Annotated in this window: 17 protein-coding genes; 5 read left to right on the top strand and 12 right to left on the bottom strand. The window is 45.2% G+C overall.

Translation table 11 applies throughout. The features are described from left to right. The first annotated feature begins 132 nt into the window (after positions 1-132). Both fieF and pfkA read left to right on the top strand, forming a co-directional pair. Positions 133-1,041, top strand: coding sequence for a CDF family cation-efflux transporter FieF (gene fieF, locus QUF19_RS15830; RefSeq protein ID WP_065113634.1), 909 nt, complete (start codon positions 133-135; stop codon positions 1,039-1,041). Between the two features lie 315 nt (positions 1,042-1,356). Continuing rightward, positions 1,357-2,319, top strand: a complete 963-nt coding sequence (pfkA, locus tag QUF19_RS15825) for a 6-phosphofructokinase (RefSeq protein ID WP_029223212.1) — start codon at positions 1,357-1,359, stop codon at positions 2,317-2,319. Between the two features lie 369 nt (positions 2,320-2,688). On the opposite strand, the gene QUF19_RS15820 is transcribed toward pfkA, so the two are convergent. Next, positions 2,689-3,042, bottom strand: a complete 354-nt coding sequence (locus tag QUF19_RS15820) for an endonuclease domain-containing protein (protein ID WP_286294904.1) — start codon at positions 3,040-3,042, stop codon at positions 2,689-2,691. A gap of 142 nt (positions 3,043-3,184) precedes the next feature. Beyond that, the gene (gene tpiA / locus QUF19_RS15815; RefSeq protein WP_012604968.1) at positions 3,185-3,955 is read right to left on the bottom strand and encodes a triose-phosphate isomerase; all 771 of its coding nucleotides are present in this window, start codon (positions 3,953-3,955) and stop codon (positions 3,185-3,187) included. A 249-nt stretch (positions 3,956-4,204) separates the two neighbouring features. Here tpiA and QUF19_RS15810 point away from each other — a divergent pair, with 249 nt between their 5' ends. Together QUF19_RS15810 and QUF19_RS15805 are read left to right on the top strand one after the other, a co-directional pair. After that, entirely contained in the window at positions 4,205-4,552 is a 348-nt protein-coding gene (locus tag QUF19_RS15810) for a 5-carboxymethyl-2-hydroxymuconate Delta-isomerase (RefSeq protein WP_102438454.1), read from the top strand. Between the two features lie 86 nt (positions 4,553-4,638). Then, positions 4,639-5,061 (top strand): DUF805 domain-containing protein, encoded by a 423-nt coding sequence (locus tag QUF19_RS15805; RefSeq protein ID WP_286294902.1) that lies wholly within the window; start codon positions 4,639-4,641, stop codon positions 5,059-5,061. A 91-nt stretch (positions 5,062-5,152) separates the two neighbouring features. Here the strand turns inward: QUF19_RS15805 and QUF19_RS15800 are convergent, their stop codons facing one another. From QUF19_RS15800 to glpX, 3 genes are all read right to left on the bottom strand, one after another. Then, positions 5,153-5,500: a DUF3135 domain-containing protein gene (locus tag QUF19_RS15800; RefSeq protein WP_286298910.1), complete on the bottom strand. Its 348-nt coding sequence runs from the start codon at positions 5,498-5,500 to the stop codon at positions 5,153-5,155. A gap of 102 nt (positions 5,501-5,602) precedes the next feature. Then, the gene (locus QUF19_RS15795) at positions 5,603-6,223 is read right to left on the bottom strand and encodes a helix-turn-helix transcriptional regulator (RefSeq protein WP_286294901.1); all 621 of its coding nucleotides are present in this window, start codon (positions 6,221-6,223) and stop codon (positions 5,603-5,605) included. A gap of 162 nt (positions 6,224-6,385) precedes the next feature. After that, positions 6,386-7,393: a class II fructose-bisphosphatase gene (glpX, locus tag QUF19_RS15790; protein ID WP_076668759.1), complete on the bottom strand. Its 1,008-nt coding sequence runs from the start codon at positions 7,391-7,393 to the stop codon at positions 6,386-6,388. A 324-nt stretch (positions 7,394-7,717) separates the two neighbouring features. Between glpX and zapB the strand changes: the two genes are divergently transcribed. Further along, positions 7,718-7,960 (top strand): cell division protein ZapB, encoded by a 243-nt coding sequence (gene zapB, locus QUF19_RS15785; protein ID WP_017104626.1) that lies wholly within the window; start codon positions 7,718-7,720, stop codon positions 7,958-7,960. A gap of 149 nt (positions 7,961-8,109) precedes the next feature. On the opposite strand, the gene rraA is transcribed toward zapB, so the two are convergent. The 7 genes from rraA to priA form a co-directional block, all read right to left on the bottom strand. After that, on the bottom strand, positions 8,110-8,628 hold the full coding sequence (rraA, locus tag QUF19_RS15780) for a ribonuclease E activity regulator RraA (RefSeq protein WP_017108581.1): 519 nt from the start codon (positions 8,626-8,628) through the stop codon (positions 8,110-8,112). Positions 8,629-8,701: 73 nt separating this feature from the next. After that, entirely contained in the window at positions 8,702-9,619 is a 918-nt protein-coding gene (locus QUF19_RS15775) for a 1,4-dihydroxy-2-naphthoate polyprenyltransferase (RefSeq protein WP_286294894.1), read from the bottom strand. Between the two features lie 155 nt (positions 9,620-9,774). After that, positions 9,775-11,115 carry an ATP-dependent protease ATPase subunit HslU gene (gene hslU, locus QUF19_RS15770; protein ID WP_017104629.1) on the bottom strand — a complete coding sequence of 447 codons (1,341 nt, stop codon included), beginning with the start codon at positions 11,113-11,115 and terminating at the stop codon, positions 9,775-9,777. A 58-nt stretch (positions 11,116-11,173) separates the two neighbouring features. Next, positions 11,174-11,722 carry an ATP-dependent protease subunit HslV gene (gene hslV, locus QUF19_RS15765; protein ID WP_004729692.1) on the bottom strand — a complete coding sequence of 183 codons (549 nt, stop codon included), beginning with the start codon at positions 11,720-11,722 and terminating at the stop codon, positions 11,174-11,176. Between the two features lie 236 nt (positions 11,723-11,958). Further along, on the bottom strand, positions 11,959-12,498 hold the full coding sequence (locus tag QUF19_RS15760; RefSeq protein ID WP_065104139.1) for an SPOR domain-containing protein: 540 nt from the start codon (positions 12,496-12,498) through the stop codon (positions 11,959-11,961). Positions 12,499-12,620: 122 nt separating this feature from the next. Then, a complete protein-coding gene (gene cytR / locus QUF19_RS15755) occupies positions 12,621-13,625 on the bottom strand; it encodes a DNA-binding transcriptional regulator CytR (RefSeq protein WP_017104632.1) in 1,005 nt (334 codons plus the stop codon). Positions 13,626-13,865: 240 nt separating this feature from the next. Then, positions 13,866-16,067 carry a primosomal protein N' gene (priA, locus tag QUF19_RS15750; RefSeq protein WP_102327197.1) on the bottom strand — a complete coding sequence of 734 codons (2,202 nt, stop codon included), beginning with the start codon at positions 16,065-16,067 and terminating at the stop codon, positions 13,866-13,868. Positions 16,068-16,240 lie beyond the last annotated feature (173 nt).

The following is a 16,240-nucleotide window of genomic DNA, read 5'->3' as shown; positions in this document are numbered from 1 at the left end:
GTGTTTAGAAATAAGCGGCCGCGTGCCGCTTTTTTTGACCCCTAGAAATGAATGTTTTACATCCTAGCTGTCATATTCAATTGATTGTTTGCAGGTTATACTTTGTGCTATCAGTCACTTTATAGCCAAATTATGAAACAAGAATACGCACGTTTAGTTACGCTCGCCGCTTGGGCAGCCACCACCATCGCCACTATCTTATTGATAGTGAAAGTCGCAGCGTGGTGGGTGACAGGTTCTGTGAGTCTGTTGGCTTCCGTAGTGGATTCAATGTTGGATATCGCGGCCTCTGTCGTCAATCTTATCGTGGTTCGCTATTCTCTCCAGCCTGCCGACAAAGAACATACCTTTGGTCATGGTAAGGCTGAATCCCTTGCCGCATTAGCGCAGGCGATGTTTATCTCCGGCTCGGCTTGTTTCCTCATTCTTAACGGTATTGAGCGCTTCTTTAGACCCCACGAACTGAACTCCCCAGAAATTGGTATCTACGTCAGCTTATTCGCAATGGTGATGACCTTTGGTCTAGTTCGCTTCCAAAAGCATGTCGTAAACAAAACCGGTAGCCAAGCCATTGCGGCTGATTCACTGCACTACCAAACCGATCTCTATATGAATGCCGCGATCATGCTGGCATTGGCGTTGAGTTGGTTTGGTATTGGTCAGGCAGATTCAGTGTTTGCGGTTGGTATTGGTATCTACATTCTGTACAGCGCCTACCAAATGGCGATGGAAGCGGTGCAATCTCTACTTGATCATAAGCTGCCAGATGAAGAGCTGAAACAGATTAAAGAGACATCATTAAGCATTGAAGGCGTGTTGGGTGTGCATCAGTTACGAACGCGTCGTTCGGGGCCGATTCGCTTTATCCAACTGCATTTAGAATTGGAAGATAATATCCCACTTATTGAAGCGCATCGCATTTCTGACGAAGTAGAGGCCAAGCTTATCTCCGTGTTCCCTGATGCTGATGTATTAATTCATCAAGACCCGTATTCGGTGGTATTCGGCCCCGAGAAGCAGCAGAAATTTCATTCTTGGTAATGAGCAGGAAAAGCAGCCCGCAAATGGTAAGTGGGTAGCTTTTGAACTAAAGTGAGTAAAAATTGCTAATTCTTTGGTGATACAAAAACCACCGCATAACAATTAATGTTGATTCTGATGTGAATCAACAAAGTTACTGAGTAAAACTGTAATACTCTTACAGAAGTAGAAATGTTACATAAATTTACGCGATTTAAGTGCTATTCCTATTGAGGAAATGTAACATAAAGCACATATATAGATTTAAAATCTTGTTGATATACAATCGGCAAGCAAAAGAATTGAATAATAGATTCCCAAAAATCGAGGGTGAGCATGATTAAGAAGATCGGTGTTTTGACCAGTGGTGGTGACGCTCCAGGCATGAACGCAGCAGTACGCGGCGTAGTTCGTACCGCACTATCAGTTGGCATTGAAGTTTACGGCATTTACGATGGCTACCAAGGCCTTGTTGAAGACCGTATTGAAAAGCTTGACCGTTCAAGCGTATCTGACGTCATCAACCGCGGCGGTACTTTTTTAGGTTCTGCACGTTTCCCTGAATTCAAAGATGTTAAAGTTCGCGAGAAAGGCATTGAGAACCTTAAGAAACACGGTATCGAAGCACTTGTTGTTATCGGTGGCGACGGTTCTTACATGGGCGCTAAGAAACTGACAGAAATGGGTTACCCATGTATCGGTCTTCCAGGTACTATCGATAACGATATCGCAGGTACTGACTACACAATCGGTTACCTAACTGCGCTTAACACAGTTATTGATTCAATCGACCGTCTACGTGACACGTCTTCTTCTCACCAACGTATTTCTATTGTTGAAATCATGGGCCGTCACTGTGGTGACCTTACGCTTATGTCAGCAATCGCAGGCGGTTGTGAGTACATCATTACTCCTGAAACTGGTCTAGATAAAGAGCAGTTAATCAGCAATATCCAAGATGGAATTGCGAAGGGTAAGAAGCACGCAATCATCGCTCTAACTGAGCTAATGATGGACGCGAACGAACTGGCTAAAGAGATCGAATCTTCAACAGGTCGTGAAACTCGTGCAACGGTTCTTGGTCACATCCAACGTGGTGGTCGTCCTACTGCATTTGACCGTGTACTGGCTTCTCGCATGGGTAACTACGCTGTTCACCTTCTTCAAGAAGGCCACGGTGGTCGTTGTGTTGGTATCGAGAAAGAAGAGCTTGTTCACCACGACATCATCGACTGTATCGAGAATATGCAGAACCCAGACCGTTCTGAGCTGTTCCGCGTTGCAGAAGAGTTGTTCTAAGCCACGCTTAGCGTTCGCTTAAAGAATTTAAAAACCGCTGATCTATCAGCGGTTTTTTTGTGCCTGTCGTTCTTTTGATTCATTTTAAAATCCCCTCCTAGCCTCCCCTTACGTCAGGTTCACGAATCCATTTAGCTTTGTTTGGAAAGGGGAGGAACAGTTCCGTATTTGTTGGAACAGACAACTACCCACAACAAATTATCGCTATCAGTGTAAGCTTTCCAGTTAGCGATTTATTGAGCATTGTATGGTATCAATTAGGTGATAAATCTAAGTGAACAAAGAAGGTTCTCCCCCTTTATCCTAGGGTTTGGGTGATCGGAAATGTTGAAATAAGGGGGAGTTAGAGGGGGATGTATACACAGAGGTTCATTGGGGCAATGCATCTGTAATTCTCCCTAAAACCGTCTCAATACTGTGGTTAACTTCTTCATTGGTAAAGCGAAGTACCTTGATTCCAAGCTTGTTTAAGTCTCGTGTGCGCTGATGATCGTAAGCCTGTGCTTGTTCTGAAAAGTGACTATTACCATCTAACTCAATGGCCAGTTTTAGTTCGCAGCAGAAGAAATCCACGATGTATTTTCCAATGCTATGTTGTCTTCTAAATTTTACGCCAAGCTGTTTTCTTCTTATATAAAACCATAGTTTACGTTCTGGTTGAGGCATGTTGTTTCGGAGTGTTTTTCGAAATGTATTGAGCTGAGGTCGTGTATAAATCTTCATAACGAAGTCCAATGAATAGAAGTGTTATTAAGTTACGAAGAGCTGGTGACAAAAGAGAGGCAGGAGAGGGTGGTGTTCGAGCGAGATCAAAAAAGGCCAACCTAAGTTGACCTTTCATTCAATTTAAACGGTGAAGTTTAAATTAAGCTTTTGCTTCAGCTGCTGCTTTAGCGATAGCTGCGAAGCTTTTCGCGTCTAGAGCTGCGCCGCCAACTAGAGCGCCGTCGATGTCTGGTTGTGCGAAGTAAGCTGCTGCGTTTTCTGGCTTAACAGAACCGCCGTATTGGATAACAACTTTCTTAGCAACATCTTCAGATTTCTCAGCGATGTGTGCACGGATTTGAGCGTGGATGCGTTGTGCATCTTCAGCTGTAGCTGCTTTACCAGTACCGATAGCCCAGATTGGTTCGTAAGCGATGATAGCGCCTTCAAGAGCTTCAACACCTTGAGTGTTGATAACAGCGTCAAGTTGACGTGCACATACAGCAACAGTTTCGCCTGCTTCGTTTTGTGCTTCAGATTCACCGATACAAAGAACTGGAGTTAGGCCGTTCTCTTTTAGGAATGCGAATTTCTTAGCAACGAACTCGTCAGACTCAGCGTGGTATTCACGACGCTCAGAGTGACCGATGATGATGTGAGATGCGCCGAACTCTTTAAGCATTGCTGGAGACATGTCGCCAGTGAATGCACCGCTGTTGTTTAGGTCAGAGTTTTGAGCACCTAGGATGATTGCACTGCCCGCTTCAGTAAGCGTACGCTCTGCAAGATCAACGAAAAGTGCTGGTGGAGCAACTGCTACGTCTACGCCTGTTACGCCTTCAAGTTCAGCGTTAAGACCGTTTAGTAGATCAACAACCATTTCTTTGCTGCCGTTTAGTTTCCAGTTACCCATAACTACAGGATGACGCATAGGAATATCTCCAAAGTATTTAAATAAATCGAATGTAAAAAAGTAAACTTTATTACGAAATAATATAACAGAATAATATCAACAGATCATGACTGTGGTCATGACTTTCTTGGATCTTACTCAATGGTCAGAGTAGATTTTGAGCAAATATCAGTGATCCGGCAGACAGAATAATAGCTAACTTCTCGGATTTTTCATCGTTAGTTGTTATTAAGGGACAAACGATTGCGTTAACAATAGGAAGTAATAATGCCGAATCTAGTTCTAGAGTACTCAAATTCAGTGGATGAGCGAGTGAATATCCAAGGTTTACTGGAAGACCTTCATCAAGTTACATTAAACTGTGGCTTGTTTGACGTACCTTCTGTGAAGTCTCGTTCACTGCGCTGTCATAACTGGTTGGTCGGTGATGAAGAAGACAATGTGGATTTTGTTCATATTAGCTTCGAGTTACTTGCAGGGCGTACCGAAGAACAGAAAAGAGAATTGTCGCGTTTGTTGATGCAAACCCTACAAGAACAGGCAAGCCATATCCGTAGCCTAACGGTCAACATACGAGATATGGATAAAAGTTGCTTTCAGAAAGTGATTAACTAGCTAAAAATAATCAACTAACTAAAAGTGATTAACTGACTATTTGCTGCTAACTTTTTGGTAGCGTATTAATTTTTTGAGTATTTAAGATGTCGATGAAAGATTTACTGCTCTCTTTCAAGGGGAGAATTGGTCGTAAGACTTACTGGATTTGGAATATTTTCTACTACATAGCGATTACGGGTTTTGCTTCTGGTATCTCGGTTTTGTTCCCTGCATATTCTTACATCCTGTTACCGATCTTCCTACTGATGCTGGTTATCCCAGATCTTGCAGTCACGGCTAAGCGCTGGCACGACCGTAACAAGTCGAACCACTGGCTATTGCTGAATGTGCCACTCGTGCTAGGTCGCCTTGCTTCACCAATGGCTGCGACCACGACAGAGTCGGTATCGCCTATTCATATGGCGGCAACGGCTGCAGCATTAGTGTGTGGCTTGTGGATTCTGATTGAATGTGGCTTATTGAAAGGCACAGAAGGTCGTAACGACTACGGCGAAGATCCAGTATAAATATTGGATGATTCATCAGTAAAAAGGGAGCATTGCGCTCCTTTTTTTGTTTTTAAGATAGCTCACTTTTCTGCTTTTAATTCGTATCGCTTTAATACATTTTGGGTTCTGTATTGGGTCTAAAAGGCACAACATTTTCAGGCTGAGATTCTTCAAAGCCGCAACGACCTTGTAGAGCGTCTTGGAACTTACACACTTGGCAGCTTAATTCTTGCATCAAAACGACATTGGTGTGATGCGGGTTTTTACAACGACTAACCACTAAATCGATGTGGCTCTGTTGGGCACGAAGCCTGTCTTGCATGGTTTCTGATGCTGAACAAATCATCTGTTCGCACATCTCATGTTTGAATTGATTGAATGCTTTCGGATCGCTTTTCGCGAGTTGGACAAGTTCGTCAAAGGGGGGCAGTTTTTGATCTGGCTGTGGATGTCCCATCATTCCTTCCTTAGCACTAAGCATGTTTCATATGCTTTAAGCTTAAGAAAGAAATCTGTACAAATTTTGTTCTATTTTTATTTTCTCAATATTGAGACAGTATTAGTGGCTAGGCGTTAGGGTATAAGTACAACGACGTTCGCCAGTAATGATGTGCTCAGTGCGGCTCACATGACATTCGTCTTTGAGTAATTCTTTGAAAACATTGAGTTCTGATTGGCACAGGCTAGGGCAGCGAGTCGCAGCCTTACAGATAGGGCAGTGGTTTTCGATCAAGATGTAGTGATCGCCTTGATCTTGAAGTTCAGCCATATACCCTTCTTCTTCTCGAAGTTGGGTTAGCTTTTCAAGTTTACTCAGTAGGTTGTCGCAGCCAGACAGGGCGGTTTGGTATTGCTTTAACGTGTGTTGTTCACGTTCAGCGGCCACTTTAGCTAGCCCCTCTTTACCAAACAGATTCTCGACAGCATCTATCACTTGAATCGTGAGCTCACCGTGTCGATCTGAAAATTGACCATGACCTTGTTGAGTCAGTGACCAATGACGAGTTGGGCGACCTACTTTTACTTTGACGTCATGAAACGCAAGAATACCGTCATCTTCCAAACTTTGTAGGTGCTGTCTGGCACCCATTGTCGTCATGCCAAATTCTTCTGACAGTTGTTTCGCGGTTACCGCGCCTTGACGCTTAATGGTCTGTAAGATTTTGTCGCTTGTTTTCATACTATCTCTACCTAATGAACCTTACTATTATGAGGCAAGGTGTTTATAAAGCAAACCATTTACTATGGCGTAGGTGAAATGCACGGGTTATTGATGGCCAATAAAACAAAAGGCTGATACTTGGTATCAGCCTTCGCGTGTTCTGTTGAACCTAGTTTAGGTTTACAGGATGTGACCAATCACTTCTGGGTCTTTACGCTCTAGGTAGTGAATCGACTTGATGCGACGAATAGTACGACAGCGGCCACGGATAAGCAGTGTTTCTGTGGTTGCGATATTGCCTGTACGAGTGATGCCTTCTAGCAGGTCACCCTTAGTAATACCCGTTGCAGAGAATACAACGTTGTCGCTACGAGCCATGTCTTCCATCTTCAACACGATACCCGCCGTTACGCCCATTTCAGCACAGCGCTCTAATTCAAGCTCACCGTGTTTGCGGTTCTCTTCTGTATCGCCTTTTACCTCATGACGAGGTAGTAGACGTGCGTGCATGTCGCCGTCGAGTGCGCGAATAACCGCCGCCGAAACGACACCTTCAGGTGCGCCGCCGATGCAGTACATTACGTCGACTTCGCTGTCCGGCATACACGTTAAGATAGAAGCAGCTACATCACCGTCTGGCACTGCGAATACACGAACGCCCATCGCCTGCATGTCGGCAATCACTTGATCATGACGTGGCTTAGCAAGAGTGGTTACGACTAGTGTATCGAGTGTTTTACCTAGTGCTTTCGCAATGTTTTCTAGGTTTTCTGTCAGTGGCAGTTCTAGGTCAATCGCGCCTTTTGCGCCAGGGCCAACAACTAATTTTTCCATGTACATGTCAGGCGCTTTAAGGAAGCTACCTTTCTCACCTGCAGCCAAGACAGCCAATGCATTTGATTGGCCCATTGCTGTCATGCGTGTCCCTTCAATTGGGTCAACGGCGATATCTACAGCATCACCGCCAATACCGACGTTTTCGCCGATGTATAGCATAGGTGCATCATCGATTTCACCTTCGCCAATAACGATCTCACCGCTAATTTCGGTTTTGTTCAGTAGGCTACGCATTACTTCTACAGCAGCGCCATCTGCAGCGTTTTTATCGCCGCGGCCAAGCCACTTGTAACCAGCTAGTGCTGCACCTTCAGTGACACGAGAGAATGACATTGCTAAATCGCGTTTCATGCGGACTCCAAAATTTTCAAAGGGGGAATAGAAATTTCGCGGCGAATTTTACCATATCCCAAAGGAAACGTTTGCCTTTTTGTTTTTTGGGGATTGCTCTCGATCAATTTGCAGGTGAAAACAGGTAATATTCATCAAAATAATCAGTCTGTTGACGTGGTAGTAATAATTCACGTCAATATTCGGTAAAAAGCGCTGTTTTTTTCATCGAATGGCGCAAAATATCGAATATATAGAGTGTTTATCCTTGCTCTGCTGAGTAGAATGGGGAAATAAGTGGAGTAGACCTTCACCATCAAACGGATAACTTAAAGGTAGGCCAGAATGTCTTTTGAAGTACTAGAGCAGCTAGAAGCAAAAATTCAAACAGCAGTAGATACAATTGCACTTCTTCAAATGGAAGTGGAAGAGCTTAAAGAAGAGAAAGAAGCACTAGCAACAGAAGCTGGTGAGCTAAAAGCAAGCCGTCACGACCTAGAGCAAAAAACTCAGCAAATGCAGGAAGAGCACTCTGCATGGCAAGATCGCATCCGTAACCTTCTAGGTAAAATGGATGACGTAGAGTAATCAACTCTTCAGATTTAAAAAAAACGCCCGCTACTGAGTAGCGGGCGTTTTTGTTTGTTGTTCTAATTTTCACAGTGCTAAGTTGCAACGTACTAATTTACAAAGTGTTGGTTTGCGAATGTTAGCTTGGGTGTGATTCGTTCGAATCGTTACTCTGGCTCTTCTTCTTCAACATCCAAATCAAGTTCAACATCCAAAGGCTCAGCAGAAAGAATGATGCCCGTGTTGTCTGCGTAGAGGTAATCTTCCGGCAAGAAAGTTACGCTGCCAAAGTTGACCGGTACGTCTAATTCGCCAACACCTTCTTGGCTCGCACCAACGGGAATAGAGGCCAAAGCCTGAATACCAAGGTTCATGTCTTCGAGCTCATCGACTTCGCGTACGCAGCCGTAAACCACAATACCTTCCCACTCATTGTCTTCGGCAAGCAGGGCTATTTCAGCATCGATCAGCGCTTTTCTCAGTGAGCCGCCACCATCGATCAACAACACCCGCCCCAGACCATCTTGTTCTAATACAGACCGAATTAATGCGTTGTCTTCAAAACATTTTATCGTCGAGATCTGTCCGGCGAATGACGCTCGTCCACCGAAATTACTGAACATTGGCTCCACGACATCAACTTGATCCAAATATATGTCGCACAGTGCTGAAGTGTTGTATTCCATTAGCATACCTTTTGAACAATGAGCTTACTTTGAGTATATCGGTGCTTGATCCCTTTGCAATGATTAGTCTTAATTAACTCAATAGAGTTTGAGCTACGACAACCCCTGCAAACAGTAGATTAGTCACCAGTGAACATTTCACAATAACGGGCATCATTGGTGCAATCTGAGCCGGTTTTTCGGTTTCCCAAACGGCCTTGCCATGCTTGTACACAATAATAATGCTGAGTAAAAACGGCAGGCTAATCCAGACCGGTTTTTCTTGAATCAGTAGGTAGATGGCGAAAGACGCAAGTGCCAAACCGAGTAACGCGAAATGGTACTGCTTAGCTTTACGTTGCCCTAGGCGAACGGCCATGGTGCGCTTGCCACATTCGCTGTCGTTTTCAATATCACGCATGTTGTTGATGTTGAGAACGGCAACTGCCATTAGTCCACAGCCTAGCGCTGGAAGGAATAAGCTTGGCTCAACATGACCTGTATGTAAGAAGTAAGTACCTGAAACCCCTAACAAGCCAAAGAAGATAAACACCGATAAGTCGCCAAGGCCAATGTAACCATAAGGCTTATTACCCACGGTATAGGCAATCGCAGCGACAATCGCTAAAACACCTAACGCAATGAAAGATAAGATGTTTTCGAGTGAACTCAGTGCATGAAAAATAAGAATCAACCCTGCGATTACCGTAAATACGATATTGAGAATGATCGCTTGTTTCATGGTTTGTGCGGTGACAGCGCCCGATTGCATGGCTCTCATCGGGCCTAGGCGTTTGTCGTTATCCGTGCCTTTAACCGCATCGCCATAGTCATTCGCTAAATTCGATAAAATCTGTAATAGCGTGGCGGTTAAAAATGCCAGCAGGGCTATCGACAAAGAAAATTGGTCGTTGGCGAACGCTAAACTACTTCCTGTAAGAATAGAGACAAGTGCGAGAGGTAGAGTTTTTGGTCGTGCGGCATCAAGCCAAATCAGTAGAGATTGTTTCATCGTAGGTCTATTTCTTTGTAAGTCTTCGTTTCATACTGTGTTTTGAGTATACGCCCATTTTTCGGGTAATAAAAAGCCCACTCGAAAGTGGGCCTTGAATTCGCTTATTAGCTGCTATTTCTTTGAGATAGAGCAATAAGTTGGAGTTTCCTGTGCTACAGGATGAAGCGACTTAGGTCTTCGTCTTCTACAAGCTCGCCAAGCTTAGATATTACATAAGCTTCATCAATCACTAATTTGCTGCCTGCTCGGTCTGTTGCGTCGAATGAAATCTCATCCATTAGGCGCTCCATTACCGTGTGTAGACGACGCGCACCGATATTTTCAGTGGTTTCGTTCACACGCCATGCTGCGTCAGCAATTTGGTTGATGCCATCTTCAGTGAACTCAATGCCGACATCTTCTGTTTTCATCAGGGCAATGTACTGCTCTGTCAGTGATGCCTTTGGCTCAGTAAGAATACGTTTGAAGTCATGAGCAGAAAGCGCTTCAAGTTCAACACGGATTGGTAGACGACCTTGCAGTTCAGGGATCAGGTCTGATGGCTTAGCCACTTGGAATGCACCTGATGTGATAAACAAGATGTGATCAGTTTTAACCATACCGTGCTTAGTCGATACTGTGCTGCCTTCGATAAGAGGAAGCAGGTCACGTTGAACACCTTCACGAGATACGTCTGGGCCTGAGCTATCGCCACGCTTACAGATTTTGTCGATCTCATCGATGAATACGATGCCGTTGTTTTCAGCATTGAAGATCGCGCTCTCTTTTAGCTCTTCTTGGTTCACAAGCTTCGCAGCTTCTTCTTCAGTCAGTGCTTTGAATGCGTCTTTGATTTTCATCTTACGCTTTTTCTTGGTGTCGCCAGCGAGGTTTTGGAACATGCCTTGTAGCTGGTTAGTCATCTCTTCCATACCTGGAGGTGACATGATTTCAACACCCATTTGCGGTGCCGCTACATCAACTTCGATCTCTTTGTCGTCTAGCTTACCTTCGCGCAGTTTCTTGCGGAAAATCTGGCGGGTGTTTGAAGAGGTTGTTTCTTCTGTTGATTGCTCATTCTGACCCCAAGCATCGCGTGCTGGTGGTAGAAGGGCATCAAGAATGCGTTCTTCAGCTTGTTCTTCAGCGCGGTATTGTACTTTTTCCATCGCTTGCTGGTGCGTCATCTTGATCGCAACGTCCGTTAGGTCACGGATGATGGTTTCTACTTCTTTACCTACGTAGCCCACTTCAGTGAACTTAGTCGCTTCTACCTTGATGAACGGCGCATTCGCCAGTTTCGCTAGGCGGCGAGCAATTTCAGTTTTACCCACACCGGTTGGGCCGATCATCAAAATGTTCTTTGGTGATACTTCAACACGCAAGCTTTCTTCAAGCTGCATACGGCGCCAGCGGTTACGCAGTGCAATAGCAACTGAACGCTTAGCGTTGTCTTGGCCGATAATGTGGCGATTGAGTTCGTGAACGATTTCGCGAGGAGTCATCTCAGACATGGTTTTTCCTTAATTCTTTAATCACTGTTGAATACAACGTTATTGATGGAAGCGGTCGCTACTCTGGCTTTGGCAGCTCAACGGTGCTCTCTAGTTCTTCAATAGTGTGGTGATGGTTGGTGAATACGCAGATATCGCCAGCAATGTTCAGCGACTTTTCTGCAATTTCACGCGCATCTAAATCTGTATTTTCTAATAGTGCAGTAGCCGCTGCTTGAGCGAAGTTACCGCCTGAACCGATAGCAATCAGATCGTTCTCTGGTTGAACTACGTCACCGTTACCAGTGATGATCAATGAAGCGGTTTCATCCGCGACTGCTAGCAGTGCTTCTAATTTACGTAGAGCACGATCGCTACGCCAATCCTTCGCAAGCTCAACGGCAGCTTTGGTTAGGTGGCCTTGGTGCATTTGCAGCTTGCTTTCAAATTTTTCGAATAGCGTGAAAGCATCAGCCGTACCGCCAGCAAAACCAGCCAGTACTTTGTTGTTGTATAGGCGACGTACTTTACGGGCATTGCCCTTCATTACGGTATTGCCTAGAGATACTTGTCCATCACCCGCGATGACGACTTTATTATTACGACGTACAGATACAATGGTAGTCACGAGTAGGGCCTCTTAATATTTCTTATCTTTGGGTATAAAAAGTATATGAGGATGGTGCTCGGATAATTCAAGGAAGGTCGAGTGATGTCGCGCAACTTATCGACGGAAGTTGTAAGGAAATTTGGTTAAAGGGCGAGGAGGCAAAAGAAAACCTCCACAATGGGAGGCTTTCGGAGTTTGGTTTTCGGCTTTTGCTTAGATTAAGACTGCGACTATCGCAAAATCTAAACCTAATTCTATTCGGTGTCTTTCCAAATAGCGCAAGGTTCGATTTTTGCTCGCTGTAGTTTGTGGCGATCGCGCTCGGCGTCACGCTTAAACTTGTATGGCCCTAGAACCACACGGTACCAGCTACTACCGTCTTTCTTACGGATTTCACTCGAGATACCTTGGAAAGCAATATCCAATTTACGCGCATCTGCCTGAGAAGCGGTTTTGTAAGCGCCACACTGCATGATGTAAGGGATCTTAGAGATCTCTTGCTCTTTGGCTTTAACTTCAATCTCACGACTTGGCAGCGTTTCAACGTAGTCCCACTTCTCTTCTGGAGGCGGTGGAATCACTTTCGCTGGTTTTGGCTTAGGTTTCGGCTTGCTCACCTCAGGCACTGGTGTTGGCGGCTCAGGATCGTTACTCAATAAGTAAAGTCCGTAACCAAAACCACCGGCAAGGAGGATCGCCAAAAGACCACTGCGCCAAGGTTTACGGCGAGGGGCTTGTTTCTTGGTCGGTTTTTTCGTGCCACGACCGCGCTTTACATAATCTCTATTAGCCACAAGACAATTCAATAGTTGATAGTTCTGCTCTCATGGTAATCCAGATTGCGCGAGGATAATAGTGCAGAAATGGAAGCGGCACATCAAAATGTGCCGCAGGTTTGTATGGGTATTTATCTTGCTTAAATGCGAGGTGGTGCTGTACTGCCACGAACCACGAGTTTAGCTTCAAGTAGGCGTGAACCTGCTTGAACATCGTTACCTTTAAGTAGGTCGAGCATCATCAACATCGCTTGGCGTCCAATTTCGTAACGAGGTTGAGAAATCGTCGTTAGCGGTGGATCGCAGTATTGAGCGAATTGGATGTCATCGAAGCCAACAATCGATAGGTCTTGAGGAACACGTAAACCTAACTTCTTCGCTTCTTGAATCGCACCAATTGCCATCGCATCGTTGTGACAGAAAATTGCAGTTGGTTGCTCTGGAAGTGCTAATAATTGACGAACCGCTTGTGCGCCAGCTTCAAAGGTGAAATCGCCCACAGTGCTGTAAGCTGGGTTCATTGATACTCCAGCGCGGCGCAGTGCTTGTTGGTAACCTTGTTGGCGGAACTTACACAGGGTTGCAGTGGTTGGCCCAGAGATTTGAGCAATGCGCTTATGACCTAATTGAGCTAGGTAGTTCACGGCTTCAAATGCAGAGGTCAGGTTGTCGATGTGAACCGTTGGTAATTCAAGCTCGGGTGCAAATTCACACGCCATAACCATAGGTGGTAGATTTTTTTGTTCAGGCTTGCTGACATCAAATGGATGATCGGTGCCTAACAGCAGCATGCCATCAGCTTGTTTGGTGAAGACTAAGTTAACAAATGATGATTCGCGCTTCTTCTGTTGACCACTGTCGCCAAGCAGGACTAGGTAATCATTTTCTACTGCAGCATCTTCGATACCACGGATGATCTCAGCGAAATAAGGGTCACAGATATCAGGAACAATAGTGATGATGGTTTTTGATTCGTTGCGACGTAAGTTTCGAGCTAATGTATTGGGTGAGTATCCAGCTTCAAGTACTGCTGTTTCTACTCGTTTTCGAGTTGAAACTGAGACTTTCTCAGGGTTCATCAATGCACGTGATACCGTTGCGGTTGAGACGCCTGCTAGCTGGGCAACATCCTTCATTGTCGCCATAAATTAAACCCTCTTTTAAGTTCCTTTGCTGCCTAAGTATCTAAGGCGTGAATAATTAATACAATCGGATAGATATTGTGAAAGTGTTGCTAACACTTTTTTTATTGCAATATTTTATTCGTTTCATCCGTGTAAAGTTACGGCTAGATTAACAAAAATCACATGACTAGTGTGAAGTTGCTCACGAGAAATATGAAATATTTGTGAACAAACTTATCATTAGTTTTAACCCGAGTGGGTTTAGCTCAGATCTTGCGGCTCAATATCGAGTGACCAACGGACTTTTTTCGCAGCGGGTAACATATTAATTGCCGGCTTCGCACTCATTAATAGCTTTTGCATCAATGAACGAGTCTGTGTTTGCAAGATCAGCTGCCAGCGAGATTTACCTGCTCGTTTTGCCAATGGCGCAGGGGTTGGGCCGAGCACCATGCAATATTGGTCAAACAGTGGATGTGATTCCAATGTGTGACGAACTTGACGCAAGAACTCTTCCACCAAGCGTGTGTCGTTCGCTTCTGCTCTAAACAGAGTCATGAAGGTATAAGGCGGCAACATCGTTTGTTTGCGTTCAGCCAGAGCTGTCTGGGCAAAGTGGTTATAGTCTTTGTGCAGCAGTGCTTGTAGCAAGCCATGTTCTGGATGGTGAGTTTGTAAGATTACCTCACCTGGCTTACTGGCACGTCCTGCTCGACCTGCAACTTGAGTGAACAACTGAGCCAGTCTTTCAGAGGCGCGGAAGTCACTACTATATAAAGAGGCATCAACGTCCAATAACGCCACAAGTGTCACGTCAGGGAAGTGGTGACCTTTAGCAAGCATCTGTGTGCCGATCAGTATTTGGTATTCACCCTTACGAATCGACTCTAATGCGCTTTCTAGGCTGCCCTTACGGCGGGTGCTATCGCGGTCAATACGAATGGTTTTGTATTCAGGGAACAGTTGACCAAGTTGCGTTTCAAGTTGTTCAGTGCCGACACCCACCGTTACCAAGTTAGCTGAACCACAACCTTGGCAATTGTGCACGATATGCTGCTGCGAGCCGCAATGGTGGCAGCGCATTTCATTGCTGTACTGGTGATAGGTGTAGTAAGCATCACAGCGCTTACATTCGGCTGTCCAACCACAATCGTGACACATCAATGCGGGGGAGAAACCACGGCGATTGAGAAACAACATCACCTGGTTGCCCGCTTTTAAGTGTCTTTGCATCTCTGCAATTAACGATGCAGATAAACCACTTTCCAGATATTCACCCTTAACATCCAACACTTTATTGGTGGTCGGCAGTGCGACACCTGCTCGTGAGGTGAGGGTGAGGTAGCTGTATTTACCTATCTGGGCGTTGTGCAGCGTTTCAAAAGCCGGTGTGGCTGAACCTAGAACCACCGGGATTTGCGCCTTATGAGCACGCATGATGGCAACATCACGAGCGTGGTAGCGCAGGCTATCTTGCTGCTTATAAGAGGCGTCGTGCTCTTCATCGACAATGATAATGCCCAAATCAGCAAACGGCGTGAACAGAGCCGAGCGCGTACCAATCACGATGCCAGCTATCTTATCGCGGGCTGATAGCCATGCATTGAGTCGCTCAGAATCGTTTAATCCAGAGTGGATAACCTCAACAGGCACATTAAAGCGTCGCTTAAAGCGGTTAATCGTTTGTGGAGTCAGGCCAATCTCAGGTACCAAGACTAACGCTTGCTTGCCTTGGTCGAGAATCGGTTTGATCATATTTAGGTAGACCTCGGTCTTACCTGAACCAGTGACACCCTCTAGCAAGAAGCACCCAAAATCGGTTTGGCTATTTACTGTCGCAATCGCGATGGCTTGCTCTGCATTGAGTTTAGGCTTGTCTTGGTCGTTTTCGAGTTCAACTGGCCATGGTTTACGCTTCGGCTTTTTCTCTACCGACTCAATCCAGCCTTTTTCTTCCAATGTCTTAAGTACCGCGCTGCCCACCTCTTCATCGATGAACTCTTGATGAGGAACCGCGCCGTGTTCAAGCATGTGCATTACTTTGGCTTGTTTGACCGCGCGACCAAAGCCTTGCATCAGTTGATCTCTACCTGATGGGGTCAGTTGCCATTCGACAAGCGTTGCGAAATCGGCCGCTTTGCCTTTTCGTAAAGCGCTTGGCAGAGCGTTAGCTAAGGTTTCACCCAGTGGGTACTGATAGAACTGACTGCACCATACCAAGAGTGAGTAGACCGATTCAGGCCAAACGGGTTGGTTATCTAATAAGGCTTTAATTGGCTTGAGCTTGTCGAGATCGAATTCTGATTCGTTAACCAGAGCCGTCACGATACCGGTTAAGGTTTGTCGTCCAAAAGGCACAGAGACTCGACCACCAATAATCGGAAATAGGTGGCTAGGAATCTTGTAATCGAACTGCTTGTCGAGTGGAACAGGCAGTGCCACACGGGCAATCATTGGACGCATAAAGGGACGGCTTTATCTGAGTTGACGAGAGCGAACAGTCTAATGGATAAGGGCGTTAAATTCGAGGAGCAGTTTAGATGACAGAGCTTACTTGAGGCTTGAATGCTACTGGAGCCATAAAATAACGCTTAATAGAGGGTTTAAGGACTGTGTTGGTGAAAAATGTATCAAAT

This window comes from Vibrio sp. FE10 (genome assembly GCF_030297155.1).
Lineage (GTDB): Bacteria > Pseudomonadota > Gammaproteobacteria > Enterobacterales > Vibrionaceae > Vibrio > Vibrio apostichopi.
Note: the sequence above shows the minus strand (reverse complement) of the source record. Positions and strands in the feature narration are given on the sequence as shown.